The organism is Ruegeria arenilitoris, from assembly GCF_013030985.1.
GTDB lineage: Bacteria > Pseudomonadota > Alphaproteobacteria > Rhodobacterales > Rhodobacteraceae > Ruegeria > Ruegeria arenilitoris_B.
In genome coordinates this window covers 730920-752410 of the sequence record NZ_WPYP01000001.1, presented here as the reverse complement: position 1 = coordinate 752410, position 21491 = coordinate 730920, and the positions used below count along the sequence as shown (strand labels likewise).

Here is a 21491-nt window from a genome sequence, read left to right as displayed (position 1 = left end):
TCAAGGGAAGGTTAGCGGGATTCGCACTGTCTGCACAGGTCAGGCGGGCAGTCTGTCTTCGATCCGGCCCATATGCAGCATCAGGCCAAAGCCGGTCACGCTCATGACCAGAATGCCGGTGGTCAGCGGCGTCAGCGAGCCATCGAACAGCAACCCTATGGGGGCTGCGATGGCAGCGGCCAGAACGGTCGAGACCGCACCGATGACCGAGGCCGCCATGCCAGCGATATGGCCCATCGGTTCCATCGCGATGGCGTTCAGGTTGCCCATCGTCATGCCCGCCATGAAAAAGATCGAGGTCTGCCAGAACACGAACACCGCAAAGGACAGGTTCGGTGACAGGGGCATCGCGTTCAAGCTGATGACGCCGATGGTGATGACGATCTGCGCGCCCAATGCCCAGGTCACCAGCCGCCGCATCCCCACGCGGATCACCAGCGCCGCGTTCAGCAGGCTGGCGGACCCGGACATCAGGGCCACGAAACCGAACCAGAAGGGAAAGCTGTCGGCGCTGTCGTGAATCACGTCATAGACCGGCTGCACCATGGTCAGCGTGGTGAACAGCATTCCCAGACAGAGGGTCTGCACGAAAATCGAAACCCGGACAGTGGGGTGTGTAAACATCTCGCGCGCGGAAGAGACCATCAGGGGCAGGCGCAATGGCCTGCGGTTCTCGGGTTTCAGGGATTCCGGCAGGCGCAGGCCCATCCAGACAATGGTGATCAGTGAGAACAGCATGAACGACACAAAGATACCGCGCCACCCTGTCAGAGCGATCATCCCGGCCCCCAGCATGGGCGCCACCGCAGGCACCAGCGTAAAGATCATCATGGCGATGGATACGATCCGCGCCATTTCACGACCCGAGTACAGGTCCCGAATAATCGCCATGGCTACAACGCGCGGCGCGGCACAGCCGACGCCCTGCGCGACCCGCGCAATCAGAAGCAGCTCTAGCGAGGAACTGGCCCAGGCAATGGCAGCGGACACAATGTACAAAGCCGAGCCGACAAAGATCACTGGCTTGCGTCCAAACGCGTCGGACAGAGGCCCCATGAAGAACGTGCCGATCCCCATGCCCAGTACGAAAGAGGTCAGGATCAGTTGCGCCCGGTTGATGTCATCGGGGCTGAGCTGCGCGCCGATTTCGGGTAGGGCGGGCAGCATCGAATCGATAGAGAACGCGATCGTCGCAAACATCATTGCGACAAGTGCGATGAACTCACCTTTTGACATGCGATTGGTCATTGCGCCCTCCTGACCTGACCGCGCTATCACGACATGTCAGGCGGCGCTAGGCATCAATGCGCACAGACCTCTGTGCTAATTTGCAGGGGAGGCCTCAAGTTGAGACATGATCTCGCCGATCACTTTTTCCCACATTTCAGGCGGTTGCGCACCAGGAACAGCGTGCTGGTTGGCCACAATGAAGGTCGGCACCGAATTGACGCCCATCTGACGCGAATGGCTGTCGCGATTGCGGATGTCCTCGCGGTCGGCGTCGGATTTCAACAGTTTCAGCACCACGGCAGCGTCCATGCCGGCACCGTCGGCGATATCGGCCAGAACCTCATGGTCACCGATATCGCGGGCCTGCACGAAATAGGCGTCGAACAGGGCGTCCACGACCTCGTTCTGCTTACCCTCGATCCCGGCCCAGTGGATCAGGCGATGGGCGTCCAGCGTGTTGGGGGTGCGTTTCATGCCTTCGAAATCGATGCTCAGCCCGGCTTTCTCAGCGTGTTCAACCACCGGCGCATAGGCCTGCACGGCCCCGTCCTTGCCGCCGAATTTGCGCTCCAGATACTCGCGCCGATCCATTCCTTCGTCCGGCATGTCTGGGTTCAGCTGGAATGGGTGCCATTCGATCACCATCGGATGATCCGGGATCGCGGCCAGTGCCTTGTCCAGATGGGTTTTGCCGATATAGCACCATGGACAGATCGGGTCGGACATGATGTCGAGTTTGACGGTCTGGGTCATGGTGTGGTCGCCTTGAAATAGGCCGGCAGCGCCCGGCGCAGGAGTTTGCCGTTGCCGCCGGTTGGCAGTTCAGGCAGGTGAATGAAGGCACGTGGTTGTTTGTACCGCGCCAGATTTGCCTCCACATAGGTTTGCAGGGCACCGTCGTCCAGCTTTTCCGGCCCGGTATAGAAGGCAGCTATCACAAATGTGTCCTGTTTGACCTCAACCGCGGCTGCGCCGACCTGCGTGATGCCGGGGAATTTGGACAAGGTGGCCTCGACCTCGACCGGTGAGACGCGGTAGCCGCCCGCATTCATCATGTCATCGTCGCGGCCCAGATAAGTGATCTGCCCATCGACGGCCATCGCACCTTGGTCGCCGGTCAGGAACCAATCGCCCTGCATCCGTGCTTCGGCTTCGTCCGGCGCGTTCAGATAGGTCAGCATCAGGCCAGGATCAGAGCGGTGAATGGCAATGGTGCCTTCCTGGCCCTGCGGCACAGGTCCATCGGGCCCAAGGATCGCCACCCTGCGACCCGGTTGCGGCTGTCCCAATGACTCGCCCCGCGCTGGATGGGTCGGGCTGGACGAGATGAAGGTGGAGCATTCGGACATGCCGTAGGCTTCGTAGAGTTCGGTTTCCGTCACCTCGGCCCATTGCGCGTGCAGGTGCCGCGACAGTTTCTCGCCCGCGCAGAGGCCGTGGCGGAGCGTGGGCAGGTGCATGTCCTCTGACGTTTTCAGCAATTTACGAAACACGCCGGGGGCAGCAGCAAAGATTGTCGCGCGGTGTTGCTGCAGTAGGGCGGGCAGGGCGTCCGGATCGGTTCCCGGTTCGGGGATCAGGGCAGTTGCGCCAATGGTCCAGGGATCCATCAACCCGGTGCCCAGTGTATAGGTCCAGTTGAACGCGCCTGCATGGCACAGGCGATCCGTATCCCGCAGCCCGTACCAGCCATCCACCATCATCTGACGCGCCCAAATCGCGCGATGGGCATGGGCCACCGCGCGCGGTTTGCCGGACGTGCCCGAGGTATAGACGACATAGGCCAGCCGCTCGGGGTCGCCCATCTGAAACTCGGCCGGGGGCAGGGTGCGCATTGCGGTCAGCTCGGACAACGTGATCTGCAGAGGGTGCGGTGCGCAGGCGACGGCCGGGTCCCGCAGAATGGCGGCCGGTTGCAGATCCGCAATCATGCGTTCGGTTTCCGGCTCGGTCAGTTGCGAGGATGTCGGGACGGGCACGATCCCGACCGCAATCGCCCCAAGATAGGCAATCGGGAAATCGACTGTGTTCCCCAACCGCATCAACGCAATGTCACCCGGTTTCAACCCCGCGCGCAGCAGACCTGTGGCGGTGCCCAGAATGGCGGATCTGAGCGCGCGATAGGTCCAGTCCTCGGCACCGTCGGTACGCAGCACAGACAACGCTATCTTCTCCGGATCATCATCCGTTCGGCGCAGCACATGAGCGGCCAGATTGAAGGGCGCAGGGCAGGGCGAAGGTGGCCCCTGATCAAAAACAGACAGCATGGCAACTGGCTACCTTGGTGCCTGGCGCGTTGCAAGCGGGACGGGCTGGGCCTATAGAGTTGCACATGAGCACCAACGAACAACCTTCCCTGATCCGCATCGCGCGGGACTCGGGCAACCATGCCGAGCTTGAACCGCTTGATCTGGGCGCACGCGTGCGCCAATTGCGCAAGGCGCGGAACTGGACGCTGGAACAGGCGGCCACACAGGCGGGGCTTGCACGTTCGACCCTCAGCAAGATCGAAAACGGGCAGATGTCGCCCACCTATGACGCGCTGAAAAAGCTGGCGATCGGGTTGGAGATTTCGGTGCCGCAGCTGTTCACACCGCCGCAACGCGATCAGGTAATCGGGCGTATGGCGGTGACGCGGATGGGTGAAGGGGCCGCACATCCTACCGCGACGTATGAACATGAACTTCTGGCCGAAAACCTGACGAAAAAGCAGATGCTGCCCTATCGCGCCCGCGTGCGCGCGCGGTCAATGGATGAGTTTGACGGCTGGGTGCGCCACGATGGCGAAGAATTCCTGTATGTGCTGACGGGGGTGGTCCAGCTTTATACCGAGTTCTACGAACCCGTCGAAATGCGTCGGGGGGACAGCGCTTATTACGACGGCAGCATGGGGCACAACGTTATTTCGGTCAGTGACGAGGATGCGATGATCCTCTGGGTCACGTCACTTGCTTAAAGACCGGCTGAACTCGCGGTTCAGGCCTTCGGTGAACAGAAAATCCTCAAGCTCTTCGTGTGCTTCATTCACGGTCAGGTGGTGGCGTTCGGCCAAGTATGCTTCGAACCCTTTGCGGTCTTTGCACAGCCGCACCTTGTCCTGATCGCGCAGGTTCGGAAAACGCCGTTTTGCGCGTGAATACATAGCGTCCCAGTCTTGCGTCAGGTCAGTCCAGTTCAACATTTGTCAGCTATCCGTAATTCGGGTTTCACGGCTGCTCGGCCCTTACATCAGGGTACGGAGGGCACCAGAGTCGGCGTGCATGACAAAATGTCGCACCTGGTTTGATCTTACGTAAGGTCAAAGAGGCCCGTCACGCTGATCGCGCGACGGGCCTACGGACCTGAGGTGTGAGTGAGTGGAGGCCGGTCCGCAAAACTCAGGTAGGACGCGTCGAAAGATCAGCTATCTAACGAATTTATCAGTAATAATCTGATCAAACGGTGCGTCTAAATACAGATAGGCTACCTCGTTGAGGTGCGATCCGTAAAGCCCCTTGTGGTTATTTTTCCGACTTTCGCTGGAAATGGGTGTTTTCACTGTATGTAGCGTAGGTTGAGTTATGTCTGCGCTATATATGGTTGTGATTTGCGCGTGTGCCGAAATCCGCCGAAGGGTGCGACCATTTGGCATGGCATTTCATCCGGTTTAAACCTGCGGGTGAAAGACATCTTCGTGTTGAAGGTCCTGTGGCGTATTTCGCAGACGATCAGCCCGAAATGGTCACTCTTCGTACCACCAAACCTGCGGCATATATTCCGGCCCATCACCGTAGATCGGCACGGTTTTGGGCTGCTTCAGCTCTTTGGCATGGGCAATGCGCCCGACGTCGAAATTCCAGATCGGAATAACATAGCGCCCGGCGGTCAGAACCCGGTCCAGCGCGCGGGTGGCGGCTACGAAGTCTTCGTGGCTCTCCGAGGCCAGCATCGCATCGATCAGTCCGTCCACTGCCGGAGAGGCAACCCCCATCAGGTTGCGCGTGCCCGGTGTGTCGGCGTTTTCGCTGCCCCAGTACAGGCGCTGCTCATTGCCCGGCGACAGGGACAGAGCACGGCGGAAGAAGGTCATGTCGAAATCCTGTTCGGCAGTGCGACCGGTGAATTGGGCGCTGTCCACCTGTTCAACGTTGACCTGAATGCCCAGGCGTTCCAGCGCTCGGGTATAGATCTCAATGGCCGTTTGGCTTTCGGTGTCCCCCTGTTGCAGCAGGACGGTGATCGAGAAGTCTTCGCCGTTCTGATTGCGCAGCACGCCGTCCTGAACAGTCCAGCCCGCCTCGGACAGCAGTTTGTTGGCCTTACGGATATTGGAACGGTTGCGGGCCGAGCCGTCCCCCACGGGCAGCGCGTAGCCCTCCAGCGCATCTGGTGGCAGGTCGCCGGCATAGGGCTGCAGCAACTCGGCAACGCGGCCGGTGGCGGGGCCGGGCTGCATACCCAGATCGGACCCCGAGAAATACGAAGTGATCCGGGGCTGTGCGCCGCCGGTGATCGTATCGTTGATGTATTCGAAGTTGAACGCCAGCAGCAGCGCTTCGCGCACGCGCCAGTCGTCGAAGGGGGCTTTGCGCGTGTTCATCACGAACCCGGTCATGCCCGAAGGTTTGCCATGTGGAATCTCTGTTTTGATCACATCGCCGCGTTGTACGGCGGGGAAGCTGTATTGGGTGTCCCATTTGTCGGCATTGAATTCACGCACTGCGGTCAGTTCGCCAGCCTTGAACGCCTCGAACAGAACGGTGCCATCGCCGTAGAACTCGATCCGCATCTCATCGAGGTTCATGGTGCCGCGCCGAAACGGGATATCGGCGCCCCAATAGTCGGGGTTCCGCCGCAGGGTCACAAAGCGTCCGGCCTCGTAATCATCGACCACATAAGGCCCCGATCCGAGGGGAACATCGTGTAGCGACGCATTGGCGAAATCTTTCCCTTCCCACTGCGCTTTTTGCAGGATCGGGCGGAGGCCGGCGATCAACGCCAGCTCACGGTCCGGTTCGTTGAAGGTGATCCGCACCGTGCGCGGCCCGGTCTGTTCTATGCTGTCGATCTTGCCCCACAACCCGCGATAGCGCAGATGCCCTTCGGTGCCCAGCGTCTGATATGACCAGATGACATCGTCCACGGTAACCGGGCTGCCATCCGAAAACCGGGCGTTTTCGCGCAGGGTGAATTCGACCCAGGACCGGTCGGGCGCGGTCTCAACTGATTCGGCTAACAACCCGTAAAGAGTGAAAGGTTCGTCCCAGGACCGGCCCATCAGACTTTCATGCGTCCAGAACCGCAGCTGCCAGGGCGCGGTGCCTTTCTGCACGAAGGGGTTCAGGCTGTTGAAGCCGCCGGTATTTCCGAAAACAACTTTGCCACCTTTCGGCGCCTCGGGGTTGGCGTAGGGCAGAGACACAAAATCCGGTGGTAGGGCAGGGTCCCCGTACATAGCTATGCCATGGGTCGATTCTGCATCAGCAATTGTGGCGGCAAAAACAGTAGCGATTCCCGCAATCACTGGGCGAACGGGGCGTAGAAAATCGGGGCGCATTTTGGAAACAATCCTGCTCTGGCCTTATTTTGTTGGGATTCACCGTACCGATGATTTTTCTTATTTTCAAACTTTTAGCTTGGACGAAGGCAGGGAATTGCGTATAAAGGATGCACTGCTCGATAGGTTTCTTGCCTGTATGAAACCTGCCTCAATAACTTAACGCCCGCCTCGCGCGGGCGTTTTTTTTGGCATACTTTCATGTGATTTCGAAACCCGGATGTTTCCCCGTTTTCTTTGCAGATGCAGCATGGCACTGTGCGCGGGAAACAGATTTTGAGGGAGAGAGCCCATGAACCTTTCGGGAAAAACAGCGATCATCACGGGGTCGAATTCGGGGATCGGTTTGGGCGTCGCACGCGAGCTGGCGAAGGCCGGGGCCGACGTAGTTCTGAACTCGTTCACCGACCGGGAGGAAGATCACGCGCTGGCCGCCGAGATTTCGCAAGAGACCGGCACCAAGGCGCGTTACATCAAAGCGGACATGTCCGTCGGTGGTGAGTGCCGCGCGCTGATCGAAAAGGCGGGGGCTTGCGACATTCTGGTGAACAACGCGGGCATTCAGCACGTCGCGCCGATCGACCAGTTCCCGGTGGACAAATGGGACGCGATCATCGCGATCAACATGAACTCGGCCTATCACACCATGGCGGCGGCGCTGCCGATGATGCGCGCGGCCGGCTGGGGACGGATCGTGAATATCGCTTCGGCGCACGGGCTGACGGCATCACCCTTCAAGGCGGCCTACATCGCGGCGAAACATGGCGTCGTCGGGATGACCAAGACAGTGGCACTGGAAACCGCGCAGGAGCCGATCACCTGCAACGCGATCTGCCCGGGCTATGTGCTGACGCCGCTGGTCGAGGCGCAGATCCCAGACACGATGAAGGAATACGACATGAGCCGCGAGGACGTGATCAAGAACGTCATGCTGGAGCGGCAACCCTCGAAAGAGTTCGCAACGGTCGAGCAACTGGGTGGTACGACAGTGTTCCTGTGCTCTGACGCGGCGGCGCAGATCACGGGTACGACGATTTCCGTGGATGGTGGCTGGACGGCCCTTTGATTTAGGAGGCCCAAGGTGAAACGGATCAATCTGGCACTGCAAGGTGGGGGCGCGCATGGGGCGTTCACCTGGGGTGTTCTCGACCGGCTGCTGGATGAGGAAGATATCGAGGTTGCGGCGATCACCGGAACCTCGGCAGGTGCTCTCAATGGGGCGGCTTTCAAATCCGGTATGGTCCGGGATGGGCGCGACGGTGCGCGCGCCAATCTGAATGGGCTGTGGGAACGGATGGGTGCGGTTGGTGACATGCGTCTTGCTAACTGGATGCAGGCCATAGAGCCGGCGCAGATTGCACAGGCGATGGAGTACTCTCTGCCGTTTTCGGTCGGGGACGCCTGGTCGCGGCTGGTGTCGCCCTATGCCTATGGTCCGTTTTACCGCAACCCGCTGGAGCCGGTGGTGGACCGGTTCAACTTCGATGAAATCTGCGCCGACGAAGGCCCGCGTTTGCATGTCTGTGCCACCTGTGTGCGCAGCGGCAAGATTCGGGTGTTTACCGGGGATGAGATTTCGACGGATGCCATTCTGGCCTCGGCCTGCCTGCCAACCCTGTTTCAGGCGGTTGAGATTTTTGATCCTAAATCGGGCCGGACCGAGGCCTATTGGGATGGCGGCTTTACCGGCAACCCGGCGCTTTACCCGCTGTTCAACAATGATCTGCCAGATGACGTGGTGATCGTGAACATCAATCCGCTGGAACGCGACGAGGTGCCAAAAACGCCGCAGCAAATCCAGAACCGGATCAACGAGATCAGCTTTAACTCCTCCCTGTTTCGCGAGCTGCGCGCGATCAGTTTTGTTCAGCGGCTGCTGGCCGAAGGCAAGCTGAAAGCCGGAGAGATGAGCCGTGTTCTGGTCCACATGATCGCGGATGATGCATTGATGAACGATCTGTCTGTGGCGACAAAGACAGTGCCGAACCCGGTTGTTCTGCATAAATTGAAAGACGCCGGGCGCGCAGCGGCTCATCGGTTCATAAGCGATCACAAAGCCGATTTGGGCGAACGCAGCACCGTCAACCTGCCTGAGATGTTCGGCTGATTATTCCGGCGGCTGCGTCGGGTCTTTTTCGTTCGGATAGACAAGCCCGGCAGAAATCACCAGCTTCGCGGCCTCTTCGATCGACATGTCCAGCAGGATCACGTCCTCTTCGGGGAAGAACAGCAGAAAGCCCGATGTCGGGTTGGGCGTGGTCGGGACGAATACGCTGAGTAGTTCACCACCGGTTTCCGCGCGGTCGCTGACTTCGCCCTTGGCGGTGGTCGAGACGAAGCCGATCGCCCAGATGCCGCGGCGCGGGTACTGGATCAGGCAGGCTTTTTCGAATGACCTTTCCGTCTGTGCAAATACCGTTTCCGATATCTGCTTGATCCCGGAATAGACCGAACGGACCACAGGCATCCGGTCAACAAGGCTTTCCGCGAAATGGATCAGCGAACGACCGAGGATACCCTTTGCGATCCAGCCGACAAGAACGGTGAAGATCAGGAAGATGACCACACCCACGCCGCGCAGGTTGACGCCGACGTATTCCTCGGGCTGGAACTGTTGCGGGATCAGCGGCAGCACCGCGCTGTCGACCCATCCCACTACGGACCAGATCAGCCAGATGGTCAGCCACACAGGCGCAATGACAACGACGCCCGTCAGAAAAGACGCACGCAGCCGGGAAAACAGGCCCGGTCGGCGGTGTGGTTCTTCGTCAAAAGGCGTGTTCATTGCAGTCCTGAGTGGTTCGCCGAATTAGTTAAGCAGTCCGGGGCCTTGGTACAATAGGTTTATGTCACGCTGATCTTTCTGTGAGTGCCCGAGCGATTCCTGCTGCCAGCTTCGCGTTGTTGCGCACCAGTGCGACATTGGCGGTCAGCGAGCGCCCCTCGGTCTGTTCGTAAATACGCTGCAGCAGGTAGGGCGTGACGCCTTTGCCGGTAATCCGGTGCGTATCTGCGTCGGTCTGGGCCGAAGCGATGATGGGGGCCAGTTCCTCGGCTGGGATCTGATCGTTGGTGGGGATTGGGTTGGCGATCAGTTGGCCTCCGGGCACACCCAGCGCGCGGCGGGTGGCGTGGGCTTTGGCGATGTCCTCGGCTGTGTCCATGCGCAGGGGTGCGGCATAGGGCGACTTGGCTGACCAGAAGGCGGGGAATTCGTCTTGACCATGCGCGATAACGGGAACGCCCAGCGTTTCCAGAACTTCCAGCGTTTTGGCCAGATCAAGGATCGCTTTTGCACCTGCGGCCACAACCGTGACCGGTGTTTGTGCCAGTTCGTGCAGGTCGGCCGAGATGTCGAACGAGGTTTCGGCCCCCTGATGCACGCCACCGATGCCGCCTGTGGCGAAAACCTCGATCCCGGCAAAATGCGCGGCGATCATGGTGGCGGCTACTGTGGTGGCCCCGGTGCCGCCGGTGGCGATGCAGGCGGCCATATCCGCGCGGGACAGTTTGGCCACGCCTTGCGCTTGACCCAGTGCCTGCAACTGATCTGCTTCCAGACCGACATGCAGTTTGCCGTCGATCACCGCGATGGTGGCCGGAACCGCTCCGGCATCGCGAATGTCCTGTTCGACCTGTGCCGCAACCTCGATGTTCTGCGGGTAGGGCATCCCGTGGGTGATGATGGTGCTTTCCAGCGCGACGATGGGTTGGCCTGCGTCTTTGGCAGCGCGGACCTCGGCAGAATAGTGGATGTCGATCACAGTGGGGTTTCTCCGGAAACGTAAGTTGCTGCGGCGTGCAGAGCGCGGGACAGGGCCTGGTCGCTGGAGGCGCCGCCGGTTTCGGACGCAATATGCGCCGCCATAAAGGTGTCGCCAGCCCCGGTCACACGGGTGACCAGAACGGACGGGGGTGTTTGGGTCAGAATCTCATCAGCGCTGCCGACGGTGGCCGAGTTGCCGCCATCCGTGACCAGCACCCGCAGCGCGCCACGGTCCAGCAGGCCCTTTGCGGCGGATTCGGAATCGGTGAACTCGCGCTGGCAAAGGATGCTGGCCTCTTCGAGGTTCACGTAAAGCGTTGCGCGAGCGTGTTTCAGGAAGGGCAGCAGACGTTCCGCCTTGCCGGGCGAGGCCGGGGCCACGCGCAGATCCGCCCGCGCAAAGGCGGGGCTTTGTGCGATTTCTTCCAGCAGAGTCAGCGTCAGGTTGCCGTCCAGCGCAATAGGGCCTTCGAACGGTGCATTCTCATTGCCCAAAGGACCGTGCATCAGCGGGTGCAGGATTTTGGCCCCCGCAGCCTCCAACGAATGGGCATCGGCAATGGCAGCGATCAGGCCATTGGCGCCTTCGACGGCCATATAGCGATCGGTTGGCAAGTCCTGCGAGCGGTAGACATGGTCGGTTACCATGCCCAAACGGGCACAGGCATTCACCAACTCGTCGCCCTCGGGATCGCGGCCAATGGCGGTCAGCAGGGTCGGGGTCATGCCGAACCGGACCAGTGTCATGGCGATATTCATAGCCACACCGCCGGGCAGGCGGGTGATCCGCCCCGGCACGTCGGAACCTTGCCGCATGGCGCTGGCCGAGCGCCCGATCACGTCCCACAGGACCGAGCCGATACATAGGATTTCGCTGTTCTGAGTCATGACGAACTCATGCCGCAGCCCCGAGGTGGGCGCAAGGGTTAACGCTCACATCGCGTCAGTCAGGGATTTCAGCGCGGCGACCGGATCATCTTGCGACCAGATTTCGTCTCCGATGCCGAAGAAATCGGTATGGGGTGAGAGTTCGCGGATCAGGTCGGCGGTCAGGCCCCCTTCGGCGACAACCGGAACTTCGATCATCTCGGACCACCACTGGAACAGGTCCTTTTCCGCGATTGAGCCATCGCCCAGGGCCGACGCACCGACTGGACCGAAAGCCACATAGTCCGCGCCCGATTCACCAGCGGTCATGCCGTCATGGCTGGATGCCCCGCAGAAGCTGCCAACGATGGCGTCCGCGCCCAGTTCCTTGCGTGCGGCGCGGACAGATCGCGCTGCATCATCCAGATGCACCCCGTCCAGACCCAGACGCTGCGCCAACAGAACGTGGTTCGAGATCACGATGGCCACGTCGCGCGCATGAGCCACCTCGCGGCAGGCATCGGCTGCGCGCGCGATAGTGTCCTCGTCACTGCCCGCCAGCGCCAGCCGGATGCAGGCGATGTCGGCTCCGTCCAGCACGCGGCCAAGCTGGTCGGGGAAGGTGCTCAAGGTGATGGTGGGCGGGGTGATCAGGTAAATCTGCGGCTGCTCGGGGGTGTCCATTGGCGCGTCCTTCGCTTTCAGTCTTTGGCGCGGTTTAGCGGATTGCGCCGGGGAAGCAAACTTTTATGCAGGATATTGGTGCAATTGGCTGCTCGGACGCCTTGCCCTGCGCCAATGCGCCGATTACAGCAGGCGGAACTTTCGGAGACAGCCATGCCCAGCGACAAATCTCAGCCCTCCTTTGTGCTAGTGCGCCCGCAGATGGGCGAAAACATCGGTGCCGCCGCGCGGGCGATGTGGAATTTCGGACTGGACCGGATGCGGATCGTGGCCCCGCGTGACGGTTGGCCGAACCCCAAGGCAGTGGCGATGTCCAGCGGCGCAGGGCGGCTGTTGGATGAGGCGCAACTGTTCGACGATCTGGCCGGAGCACTGTCCGACAAAACTTTTGTCTTCGCCACCACGGCGCGGCAACGTGGCCTGACCAAGCCGGTCTACAGCCCCGAACGTGCCATGCAGATTGCGGCCGAAAAGGTTGCGGCGGGTGAGAAGGTGGCCGTGCTGTTTGGCCCCGAACGGGCAGGGCTTGAGAATGAGGATATCGCCAAGGCCAATGCCATCATCTCGGTGCCGGTGAACCCGGAATATGCCTCGTTGAACCTTGGGCAATGCGTGCTGCTGACCGCTTACGAGTGGATGCGCCAGACCGGTGATGTGGTGCATGAGTCCACCGATCTGGGCAAGGGCGACTGGGCCACGGGGATCGAGGTTGAAAAGCTGGTCGAACATTACGAGGACAGGCTGGAAGAGGCGGGCTTCTTCTACCCGCCCGAAAAGGCCGAAGGGATGAAGACCAACCTGCGCAATCTGTGGTCGCGGATGCGGATGACGCGGGCGGATGTGCAGATGCTGCACGGGATCATGCGGCAGATGGTCCGCTGGAAGGAAAAAGGCTGAGGCTGGACCTATCTCCACTCAGGGCCTAGCTTGCGACGAAAATCAGGACATGAGGACGGCATGAGCGGTAAGCGCAGCATCTTCGAAGAGGTCTCGGACACCGAGAAACAACAGGCGGTGCAGCCCGGCATGATCGACCGGGGCCGGGGCGGCGCGCGCGGTGCGATCCGCGTCTGGCTGATGATCCTGTTCGCGCTGGTCGTCGTGATGATCGCGGTCGGCGGCCTGACACGCCTGACCGACAGTGGCCTTTCGATCACCGAATGGCGCCCGATCACCGGGGCCATCCCGCCGATGACCGAGGCCGACTGGCAAGCCGAGTTTGACAAGTACAAAGAGATCGACCAGTGGCGCATCCAGAACCAGTGGATGGAGCTTAGTGATTTCAAATCCATATATTGGTGGGAATGGGGCCACCGCCAGCTGGGCCGCGTGATCGGTCTGGTCTGGGCGCTTGGGTTCCTCGGCTTCCTCGTGGCTCGGAAAATCCCGACCGGGTGGACCGGCAAACTGCTGATCCCCGGCGTTTTGGGCGGTGTCCAGGGTGCTGTTGGCTGGTGGATGGTCGCCTCGGGCGTGACGCAAGGCGAAGGTATGATTGCTGTGGCCAGCTATCGTCTGGCGGTGCATCTGGGGCTGGCTTTCGTGATCCTTGGCTTCCTTGCGTGGTACATCTTTGAATTGGGCCGCGAAGAGCGCGACCTGATGCAGGCCCGCCGCGCGAAAGAGGCGAAACTGTTCTCGCTGTCGACTGGCCTGATGCACTTTGCGTTTCTACAAATTCTGATTGGTGCGTTGGTGGCCGGGATCGATGCCGGCCGTTCTTACACCGACTGGCCGCTGATCGGCGGGCAGCTTTTGCCGCCTGATGCTGCGATGCTGGAACCGATGTGGCGCAATTTCTTTGAAAGCCCCGGTCTGGTGCAGTTCATTCACCGCTGTGCGGGATACCTGCTGTTCATCTTCGCCATCATCGTCTGGCGGCGTGGCGGCACCAGCGCGCACCCGCAGACGCGGTTCGCCTTCAACGCGGCCTTTGCGGCTCTGTCATTGCAGGTCGTGATCGGTATCCTGACCGTGGTCTATGCAGCCCCGTGGCAGCTGGCCATTTTCCACCAGTTCATGGCCGTTGTCGTCTGGACCCTGATCCTGCGCGCGCGGTTCCTGACCGCCTACCCAATCGCCACCTCAATCCGCGGAGCCTGACCCTGATGACCGCCTATGACGACCTGATGGTCTTTCAGCGCGAAACCTCGGCCCTCGGGCAGATTGCCGGGCGGTTGGGCTGGGATCAGGAAACGGTGATGCCCCGCGGCGCGGCCCCGCAACGCGCCGAAGAGATGGCCGCGATCGAGGCAGTGCTGCACGCCCGCCGATCTGACCCGCGCGTGGCCGAGTGGCTGGAGCAGGCCGACCCGCAAGACGACGTCGCCCGCGCGCAACTGCGCGACATCCGCCGATCTTATGAACGCACGGTCAAGGTGCCCGCTGATCTGGCGAAAGCCATCGCGCGTGTGACCTCGGCCGCGCAGGGAACTTGGGCACAGGCCCGTGCGGATGAGGACGTGGCTGCGTTCCTGCCCGTCCTGCAAGAGGTTGTCGCGCTGAAACGCGAAGAGGGCGCGGCGCTGGCGCAAGGCAGTGATGTCTACGACGCCATGGTCGAGGATTACGAACCCTACACGACGGGCGCACAGATTGCCGAAATTTTCGACCAGCTGCGACCGCGTCTGGTGGCCCTTCGTGCTGCTGTTCTGGACAAACCTGTCCCGCAAGCCCTGACTGGAAAGTTCGGCGAGCTGGCGCAGATGCGCCTGTCGCAGAAACTGGCGACCACCTTCGGCTATGACCTGAACACCGGCCGGGTCGACAAGGCCGTGCATCCGTTCAGTTCGGGCAGCGGGTTGGACGTGCGGATCACCACCCGCACCAGTGAGACCGACCCGTTCAACTGCTTCTACTCGACCATTCACGAGGTCGGCCACGCCGCCTATGAGCAGGGCATCAACCCGGCTTTTGCTCTGACGCCGTTGGGGCAAGGCGTATCGATGGGCGTGCATGAAAGCCAAAGCCGAATTTACGAGAACCAGCTGGGCCGCTCACGCGCCTTTACCGGCTGGCTCTACGATCAGATGGTCGAGGCGTTCGGCGATTTCGGGATTGCGGATGCCGACGCCTTCTATGCCACGGTCAATGGTGTCCATAACGGCTATATCCGTACCGAGGCAGATGAGGTGCAGTACAACCTGCACATCATGCTGCGCTTTGACCTGGAACGCGCCCTGATGGCCGGAGACCTGCAGGTCAGCGATCTGGAGGCCGCGTGGAATGACCGGTTCAAGGCCGATTTCGGTTATGCGGTCGACAAGCCCTCGAACGGATGTCTGCAGGATGTGCATTGGTCGGTCGGGCTGTTTGGTTACTTCCCGACTTATTCGCTGGGCAATGTCTATGCTGGCTGCCTCTATCAAGCGCTGTGCGCTGCGATTCCGGATCTGGATACCCAACTGGCCACCGGCGATACATCCGGTGCAACAGGCTGGTTGCGGGAAAACCTGCAGCGCCACGGAGGCCTCTACACCCCCCGCGACACCATCCGGCGCGCCAGCGGGATGGAGCCGGGGCCGGAGCCGTTGCTCAGCTATTTGGAAGGCAAGTTTGGGGCGCTGTACGGATTGTGAGAATGCTGTGATCGGGTGCCGCCCCACATTTCGCCCGCATGGTCGGTGTCCTGATCAGGCGGCGTTTGCGCCAGCGTGGTTTCGAAATCAAAGACTCAGAAGTTTTCTGAGCTCCTGCGTGTAGGCTTCTTTTGCCTCAGTTTCGTCGCGAATCTCCTGGTTCTTGAGCTCGCCTGCACCGCCAGCTCCGACATGGCGCAACATAAGGTGAAAATAGGCCGGGCTTTCGGGTTCCTTTTGAATCCATGCCAGGCTGAGGTTTTTCCCGGTTTCCGTTTTGTACGAGATATAGACGTCGATGTATTTTGAGCCGTTGATCATGTGACCACCGGTTTTGACGCCGTTCTTCAACCGGTTTCCTGACAGGTCGAACTCTGCCGCAAGCTGTTCGAAAAAGCCCTCAAGAAACTCTCGCGCTTGTGCGTCTTTTGGACCACCCAATCGCGTGGCTATCGCCGGAGACACAGTGCGCAGGCGCATCATGACCGCTTCGTTGAGCATTTCTCGGTCTGCATCTTCAAGCGCGGCATGACGTTGGATGTTGGCGTGAAGCTGTTTCAGCTTTCCTGCGTCCTCCAGCTTGGCGATCTGAGCAAGTGCCGCGGCGACTTGTTCTTTCAATTTCGCAGTATTCAAGGTCATGGCACGTATCCAAAAATATTCGTCTGAAAATCGACATCTAAAATTCTAGCCGAAAAAATAGGCCCCCAAGGTTTCCCTTGGAGGCCCAGTTTGTTGGAGGATTATTCCTCGGTGTCTTCTTCACCCTGATCGGCGATCCAGGCGACGCTGACGACCTCTTCGCCCTTGCCGGTGTTGAACACCTTCACGCCGCCTGCGCTGCGGGATCGGAAGGAAATGCCGTCCACCGGCACCCGAATCGACTGACCCTTGGAGGTGGCCAGCATGATCTGGTCGTCAATCTCAACCGGGAACGAGGCAACAAGTTCACCGCCGCGCATCGCCTTGTCCATCGCCGCGACCCCCATACCACCGCGTCCGCGGACCGGGTAATCGTGGCTGGAGCTGAGCTTGCCCGAACCGCCCGTCGTAATCGTCAGGATCAGGTTTTCGGCGGCCGACATCTCGGCATAACGTTCCTGCGTGATGGTGCCGGGGGTTGCTTCATCCTCATCGGTCTCACCATCATCGGCAATGCCTGCCACGGCACGACGCATTTTGAGATAGGCGGCGCGTTCGTCCGGCCCGGCCTCAAAGTGGCGGATGACGGACATCGAGACAACACGGTCGCCGTTCGTCAGCCTGATGCCGCGTACACCAGTGGATTCGCGCGAGTTGAAGACGCGCACGTCGGTGGTCCGGAAGCGGATTGCGCGGCCCGAATTGGTGACCAGCATCACGTCTTCGTCTTCCGAGCAGATGCGGGCGTTTACCAGTTCCACATCCTCGGGCAGTTTCATCGCAATCTTTCCGTTGCGGCGGACATTGGTGAAATCCGACAGGCGGTTACGGCGCACGTCGCCCGCGCTGGTGGCGAAGACGATCTGCAGGTTCTCCCATTCTTCATCCGGGACATCCACTGGCATGATCGCCGCGATGGAGACGCCGGTTGGAATTGGCAGGATATTGACGATCGCTTTGCCCTTGCCGGTGCGACCCGATTGCGGCAAGCGCCAGGTCTTGAGTTTGTAGACCATCCCGTCGGTAGTGAAGAACAGCAGCTGCGTGTGGGTGTTGGCCACGAAGAGGTTGGTAACCACATCCTCTTCCTTGGTCTGCATCCCCGACAGGCCCTTGCCGCCGCGTTTCTGGGCCCGGAAATCGGCCAGCGGCGTGCGCTTGATGTAACCGCCCGAAGTGACGGTCACGACCATGTCTTCCCGCTCGATCAGGTCCTCGTCTTCCATGTCACCGGACCAGTCGACGATCTCGGTGCGACGCGGCACGGCGAACTGCTCGCGTACGCTGCGCAGCTCATCACCGATGATCGACATGATGCGTTCGCGCGAGGACAGAATATCCAGATATTCCTTGATCTTGGCCGCCAGTTCTTCCAACTCGTCCGTGACCTCTTTGACGCCGATCTGGGTCAGGCGCTGCAGGCGCAGGTCGAGGATGGCGCGGGCCTGAACCTCGGTCAGGTTATAGGTGCCGTCATCATTCATCTTGGACAGCGGATCGTCGATCAGACGCAGATAACCTTCGATCTCGGCGGCAGGCCAACGGCGGGTCATGAGCTTTTCGCGCGCCTCGGCGGCGTCGGCCGACGAACGGATGGTGGCGACCACTTCGTCCACGTTCGACACGGCCACGGCCAAACCACACAGGATGTGGCTGCGTTCACGTGCCTTGCGCAGGTCATAGGCGGTGCGGCGGGCAACAACATCTTCGCGGAAGTCGATGAAGGAGGTCAGGAACCGGCGCAGGGTTAGCTGCTCGGGGCGGCCACCGTTCAGCGCCAACATGTTGCAGCCAAACGACGTCTGCATCGGTGAGAAACGATAGAGCTGGTTCAAGACCACCTCGGGCGTCGCATCGCGTTTCAGTTCGACCACGACGCGCACGCCGTTGCGGTCGGATTCATCCTGAACGTGGGCGACGCCTTCGATGCGTTTTTCACGCACGGCTTCGGCGATCTTTTCGATCATCGCGGCCTTGTTCACCTGATAGGGGATTTCGTCCACGACGATGGCATAGCGGTCCCTGCGGATCTCTTCCACGCGGGTCTTGGCGCGGATGATAACGCTGCCACGACCCTCAAGATATGCCTTGCGCGCACCGGACCGGCCCAGCATGACGCCTCCGGTCGGGAAATCCGGGCCGGGGACATATTCGATCAGCTGTTCCGAGGTCAGGTCCGGGTCGTCGATCAGCGCCAGAGTGGCGTCAACGACTTCACCAAGGTTGTGCGGCGGGATATTCGTCGCCATACCCACGGCGATACCACCGGCACCGTTGACAAGCATGTTCGGGAACCGGGCGGGCAGGACGGTCGGCTCCCGATCCTTGCCGTCATAGTTGTCCTGAAAATCGACCGTCTCTTTTTCGATGTCTGCCAGCAGGGCGCTCGCGGGTTTGTCCATCCGCACTTCGGTGTAACGCATGGCCGCCGGGTTATCGCCGTCCATCGAACCAAAGTTGCCCTGACCGTCCAACAGAGGCAGCGACATCGAGAAATCCTGCGCCATCCGCACCAGCGCGTCATAGATCGCGCTGTCACCATGCGGGTGGTACTTACCCATCACATCGCCGACCGGACGGGCCGACTTGCGGTACGCCTTGTCATGCGTGTTCCCGGTCTCGTGCATCGCATACAGAATGCGGCGATGCACCGGTTTCAGGCCATCGCGCAGATCGGGGATCGCGCGCGAGACGATGACCGACATGGCATAGTCCAGATAGGACGTGCGCATCTCGGATTCGATGGACACCGTCGGGCCGTCATAGACTGGGCGCTCGGGCGGGGTTTCATCCATGTTTTCTGGGGTTTCTGGCGTATCGCTCACGTAAACTGCCCGTGTATTGTTCTGGGTCTATATCTTGTGGATTTACCTTATCAGACCCAGCACATAAGGTGCAAGCAAGCAGCGTAATTCCCGCGAAAAACCCCGGTAACACCAGAGTAACACTTTGTTAACTAAGGATTAGGGGGTTTTCGTGCTATCATGAAGGGACCTTGCAACAAAATTGGAGGTCTGCATGGAGCAAAGCGAAACCGAATTGATGCTCAAGGGGTACGGGCTGACAACGGCGGAATTCTTCTACCACATGCCCGACTACATCCACGTTCTGAACACGTTCATCTGGCAGGATTACGATCTGGCGCCGGACCATCCGAAGCTCTTTAAATTTGTCGAGTTCTGGCAGCGCGAAATCGAAGGTCCGCTGCACTCGGTCCGGTTTACGCACCGCAAGATGATCGCGCCCGGAGAATGGCGCAATGTCGTGGGTGAATTCAGGGTAAATTGAGTATCAGGCCGTTTTTTTGGGCCAGTAACGATTGAGATGCATTAATTTATTGATGCTTGGGTTAAGGTGTCGACCAATTCATTGGTCACATACGGAATCGCTTTATGTCCCGGGTTTTGTTTCTTGCCGCCGCCTTGTCGATCGGCGGACCTGCCTTCGCCGAGGGTGTTCTGGATAAAATCAAGAAAGGTGCCGAAAACGCGGCCGATGCCATTGGGCAAGGGGCCGAAGCGGTGGGCGACACTGTTGGAAAAGGTGCGGAAGCCGTCGGTGACACAGTCGACTCGACCGCTGATCTGGTCACGAATGAGGCCACGCCGGAAGAGACCCGCGCCAAACTGGACCTGATGGCCAGCGAGGTTCTGACACAGCTTCTGGCGGAGAACCCCGAGGCGGACGAACTCTATGGCATCAGTGCAGGCTACGCAGTGTTCGACTCGCGCAAGGTTACGGTTTTTCCGGTCTCGGCCGGGTACGGACGCGGGGTGGCTGTGTCGAAAGATACCGGTCAGCATACCTATATGAACATGGGGACGGGCGGTGTTGGCGCGGCCGTGGGCATCGGCGGGTTCGAGACCAAATTCGTGATCCTGTTCGAAACCCCCGCTGATCTGCAGAAATTCATCGAACAGGGCTATGACGCGACCGCAGAAACCGGGGCGATGTACGGGGAAGACAGTGGTGGAGAAACCGTGCGGTTCACCGATGGTCGATCGTTCTTTGTGCTGAACAAAAAGGGCTGGCGGGTTTCGGCCGGGGCGTCGGGTACGAAATTCTGGAAGTCCCCCGAACTGAACTGATCAGCCCGAGCAACTGGCTCCACCTAACACACAGAATTTCGCGCAATGCGGGTGGTTCAGGTGAACGTCCGCTTCGGCTTCGGCCAGGGTGTGCCCCATCTCGAATTCGGGCGCGTAAGGCAGCAGGGTGCAGGCCAGAACCGCCGGACGGTCCGCGCCCTTGCGTTTCACGACCATGCGGGCGCTGGCGCACATCACGGCGTCAGGAGATTTGTTCAGGATGCCCCAGCAGGCAGTGGTGATTTCGGGGACTTCGACAGTTTCATCCATCTCGGGGAACAGAACGGTCTGACCCGGGTTTTGCGCGTCGATCTGGAATCTGTGTTTTGCAAAAAAAGCGGCGTATCCGGCGCGGCTTTCGGCGTCGGTGTCGCCCCAGACTGTGCGCCCGGCGACGGCCATGTTGAACCCATGGTCACGCAGCCATTCCATTCCGGTCAGGGTCTTGGCGAAACTGCCTTTGCCGCGCTCTTCGTCATGCAATTCGGGCCGGTGGTGATCGACCGAGATTCGCAGCGTCAACTTGTCGCCAAAGTCGCGTTGCAGTTGCACCAGACCGTCTTGCACCCTGCGGCGCATCATCGGCTGCATCGCATTGGTCAGGATCAATACCTCGTACCCGCGCTCAAGGCAGGCGCGGGTCATGTCGATCATCTGGGGGTTCATGAAGGGCTCACCGCCAGTAAACCCGATCTCACGCACCGGCCAGTCGCGGGCGTTGATCTGATCCAGGTAATCCCGCACCTCATCGGCGGTAATATAGACCAGTGCGTCATTCGTTGGGCTGCTGTCGATATAGCAGTTGAGGCACTCTATGTTGCACAGGGTTCCGGTGTTGAACCAAAGCGTCTCGGGGTTGCTGAGCGGCACCGAGGCCCGCGTCTGCCCATCAGCTGTCACCAATTTGTCCTGAAACTTGCCGATATTGGCGCTTTGAGGGGCGTTGTCTTTCATTCCGGTATCCGGTTCTTTGCTGTCTCAGTGCTGACTTAGCGCTTCAACACTGGTTAGTTAAGGGCGACAGGTCAGACCTGACAGAGTTTTGATGATCGAAAAAAAAGTCAAAAAATGGTTGCGCTAACATTAGACATGACCGCAGG

The 21491-nt window shown here is 60.2% G+C and carries 20 protein-coding genes; 8 read left to right on the top strand and 12 right to left on the bottom strand.

All coding sequences use genetic code 11. The features are described from left to right. Nucleotides 1-39: 39 nt before the first annotated feature. The 3 genes from GOX88_RS03700 to GOX88_RS03690 all read right to left on the bottom strand — a co-directional run bounded on the left by GOX88_RS03700 (nt 40) and on the right by GOX88_RS03690 (nt 3497). On the bottom strand, nt 40-1248 hold the full coding sequence (locus GOX88_RS03700) for a multidrug effflux MFS transporter (RefSeq protein WP_170399346.1): 1209 nt from the start codon (nt 1246-1248) through the stop codon (nt 40-42). Nucleotides 1249-1323: 75 nt separating this feature from the next. Continuing rightward, the gene (locus GOX88_RS03695; RefSeq protein WP_170399343.1) at nt 1324-1983 is read right to left on the bottom strand and encodes a DsbA family oxidoreductase; all 660 of its coding nucleotides are present in this window, start codon (nt 1981-1983) and stop codon (nt 1324-1326) included. Next, a complete protein-coding gene (locus GOX88_RS03690) occupies nt 1980-3497 on the bottom strand; it encodes a class I adenylate-forming enzyme family protein (protein ID WP_170399340.1) in 1518 nt (505 codons plus the stop codon). Before GOX88_RS03690 ends, GOX88_RS03695 begins: the two co-directional genes overlap by 4 nt. Before the next feature lie 65 nt (nt 3498-3562). Here GOX88_RS03690 and GOX88_RS03685 point away from each other — a divergent pair, with 65 nt between their 5' ends. Further along, complete coding sequence (locus tag GOX88_RS03685; RefSeq protein WP_170399337.1) at nt 3563-4186, top strand: helix-turn-helix domain-containing protein; 624 nt, start codon at nt 3563-3565, stop codon at nt 4184-4186. On the opposite strand, the gene GOX88_RS03680 is transcribed toward GOX88_RS03685, so the two are convergent. Then, the gene (locus GOX88_RS03680) at nt 4175-4411 is read right to left on the bottom strand and encodes a hypothetical protein (protein ID WP_170399335.1); all 237 of its coding nucleotides are present in this window, start codon (nt 4409-4411) and stop codon (nt 4175-4177) included. The two genes, GOX88_RS03685 and GOX88_RS03680, sit on opposite strands and share 12 nt — an antisense overlap. A 540-nt stretch (nt 4412-4951) precedes the next feature. After that, on the bottom strand, nt 4952-6766 hold the full coding sequence (locus GOX88_RS03675; RefSeq protein WP_170399333.1) for an extracellular solute-binding protein: 1815 nt from the start codon (nt 6764-6766) through the stop codon (nt 4952-4954). 292 nt (nt 6767-7058) lie between these two features. Here GOX88_RS03675 and GOX88_RS03670 point away from each other — a divergent pair, with 292 nt between their 5' ends. Next, a complete protein-coding gene (locus GOX88_RS03670; protein WP_170399330.1) occupies nt 7059-7832 on the top strand; it encodes a 3-hydroxybutyrate dehydrogenase in 774 nt (257 codons plus the stop codon). A 15-nt stretch (nt 7833-7847) separates the two neighbouring features. Continuing rightward, nucleotides 7848-8873: a patatin-like phospholipase family protein gene (locus GOX88_RS03665; RefSeq protein ID WP_170399327.1), complete on the top strand. Its 1026-nt coding sequence runs from the start codon at nt 7848-7850 to the stop codon at nt 8871-8873. On the opposite strand, the gene GOX88_RS03660 is transcribed toward GOX88_RS03665, so the two are convergent. From GOX88_RS03660 to GOX88_RS03645, 4 genes are all read right to left on the bottom strand, one after another. Continuing rightward, nucleotides 8874-9551, bottom strand: a complete 678-nt coding sequence (locus tag GOX88_RS03660) for a DUF502 domain-containing protein (protein WP_170399324.1) — start codon at nt 9549-9551, stop codon at nt 8874-8876. A 64-nt stretch (nt 9552-9615) separates the two neighbouring features. Then, nucleotides 9616-10530 carry a pseudouridine-5'-phosphate glycosidase gene (locus GOX88_RS03655; RefSeq protein WP_170399321.1) on the bottom strand — a complete coding sequence of 305 codons (915 nt, stop codon included), beginning with the start codon at nt 10528-10530 and terminating at the stop codon, nt 9616-9618. Further along, the gene (locus GOX88_RS03650) at nt 10527-11420 is read right to left on the bottom strand and encodes a PfkB family carbohydrate kinase (RefSeq protein WP_170399319.1); all 894 of its coding nucleotides are present in this window, start codon (nt 11418-11420) and stop codon (nt 10527-10529) included. Before GOX88_RS03650 ends, GOX88_RS03655 begins: the two co-directional genes overlap by 4 nt. Nucleotides 11421-11465: 45 nt before the next feature. After that, nucleotides 11466-12083, bottom strand: a complete 618-nt coding sequence (locus tag GOX88_RS03645) for a thiamine phosphate synthase (RefSeq protein ID WP_170399316.1) — start codon at nt 12081-12083, stop codon at nt 11466-11468. Nucleotides 12084-12236: 153 nt separating this feature from the next. Between GOX88_RS03645 and GOX88_RS03640 the strand changes: the two genes are divergently transcribed. The 3 genes from GOX88_RS03640 to GOX88_RS03630 are packed head-to-tail and all read left to right on the top strand — an operon-like array spanning nt 12237 to nt 15661. Continuing rightward, nucleotides 12237-12980, top strand: coding sequence for an RNA methyltransferase (locus GOX88_RS03640; protein WP_170399313.1), 744 nt, complete (start codon nt 12237-12239; stop codon nt 12978-12980). 60 nt (nt 12981-13040) lie between these two features. Further along, the gene (ctaA, locus tag GOX88_RS03635) at nt 13041-14186 is read left to right on the top strand and encodes a heme A synthase (RefSeq protein WP_170399310.1); all 1146 of its coding nucleotides are present in this window, start codon (nt 13041-13043) and stop codon (nt 14184-14186) included. A 5-nt stretch (nt 14187-14191) separates the two neighbouring features. Then, nucleotides 14192-15661, top strand: coding sequence for a carboxypeptidase M32 (locus tag GOX88_RS03630; RefSeq protein ID WP_170399307.1), 1470 nt, complete (start codon nt 14192-14194; stop codon nt 15659-15661). 87 nt (nt 15662-15748) lie between these two features. Here the strand turns inward: GOX88_RS03630 and GOX88_RS03625 are convergent, their stop codons facing one another. Further along, nucleotides 15749-16303 carry a hypothetical protein gene (locus tag GOX88_RS03625; RefSeq protein WP_170399304.1) on the bottom strand — a complete coding sequence of 185 codons (555 nt, stop codon included), beginning with the start codon at nt 16301-16303 and terminating at the stop codon, nt 15749-15751. A 101-nt stretch (nt 16304-16404) separates the two neighbouring features. Then, nucleotides 16405-19128, bottom strand: coding sequence for a DNA gyrase subunit A (gene gyrA, locus GOX88_RS03620; protein ID WP_170399301.1), 2724 nt, complete (start codon nt 19126-19128; stop codon nt 16405-16407). 193 nt (nt 19129-19321) lie between these two features. Here gyrA and GOX88_RS03615 point away from each other — a divergent pair, with 193 nt between their 5' ends. Both GOX88_RS03615 and GOX88_RS03610 read left to right on the top strand, forming a co-directional pair. Then, the gene (locus tag GOX88_RS03615) at nt 19322-19591 is read left to right on the top strand and encodes an usg protein (protein WP_170325099.1); all 270 of its coding nucleotides are present in this window, start codon (nt 19322-19324) and stop codon (nt 19589-19591) included. 104 nt (nt 19592-19695) lie between these two features. Further along, the gene (locus tag GOX88_RS03610; RefSeq protein ID WP_170399299.1) at nt 19696-20391 is read left to right on the top strand and encodes a hypothetical protein; all 696 of its coding nucleotides are present in this window, start codon (nt 19696-19698) and stop codon (nt 20389-20391) included. Here the strand turns inward: GOX88_RS03610 and GOX88_RS03605 are convergent, their stop codons facing one another. After that, nucleotides 20392-21345 (bottom strand): radical SAM protein, encoded by a 954-nt coding sequence (locus GOX88_RS03605; RefSeq protein WP_170399296.1) that lies wholly within the window; start codon nt 21343-21345, stop codon nt 20392-20394. Nucleotides 21346-21491: the final 146 nt, after the last annotated feature.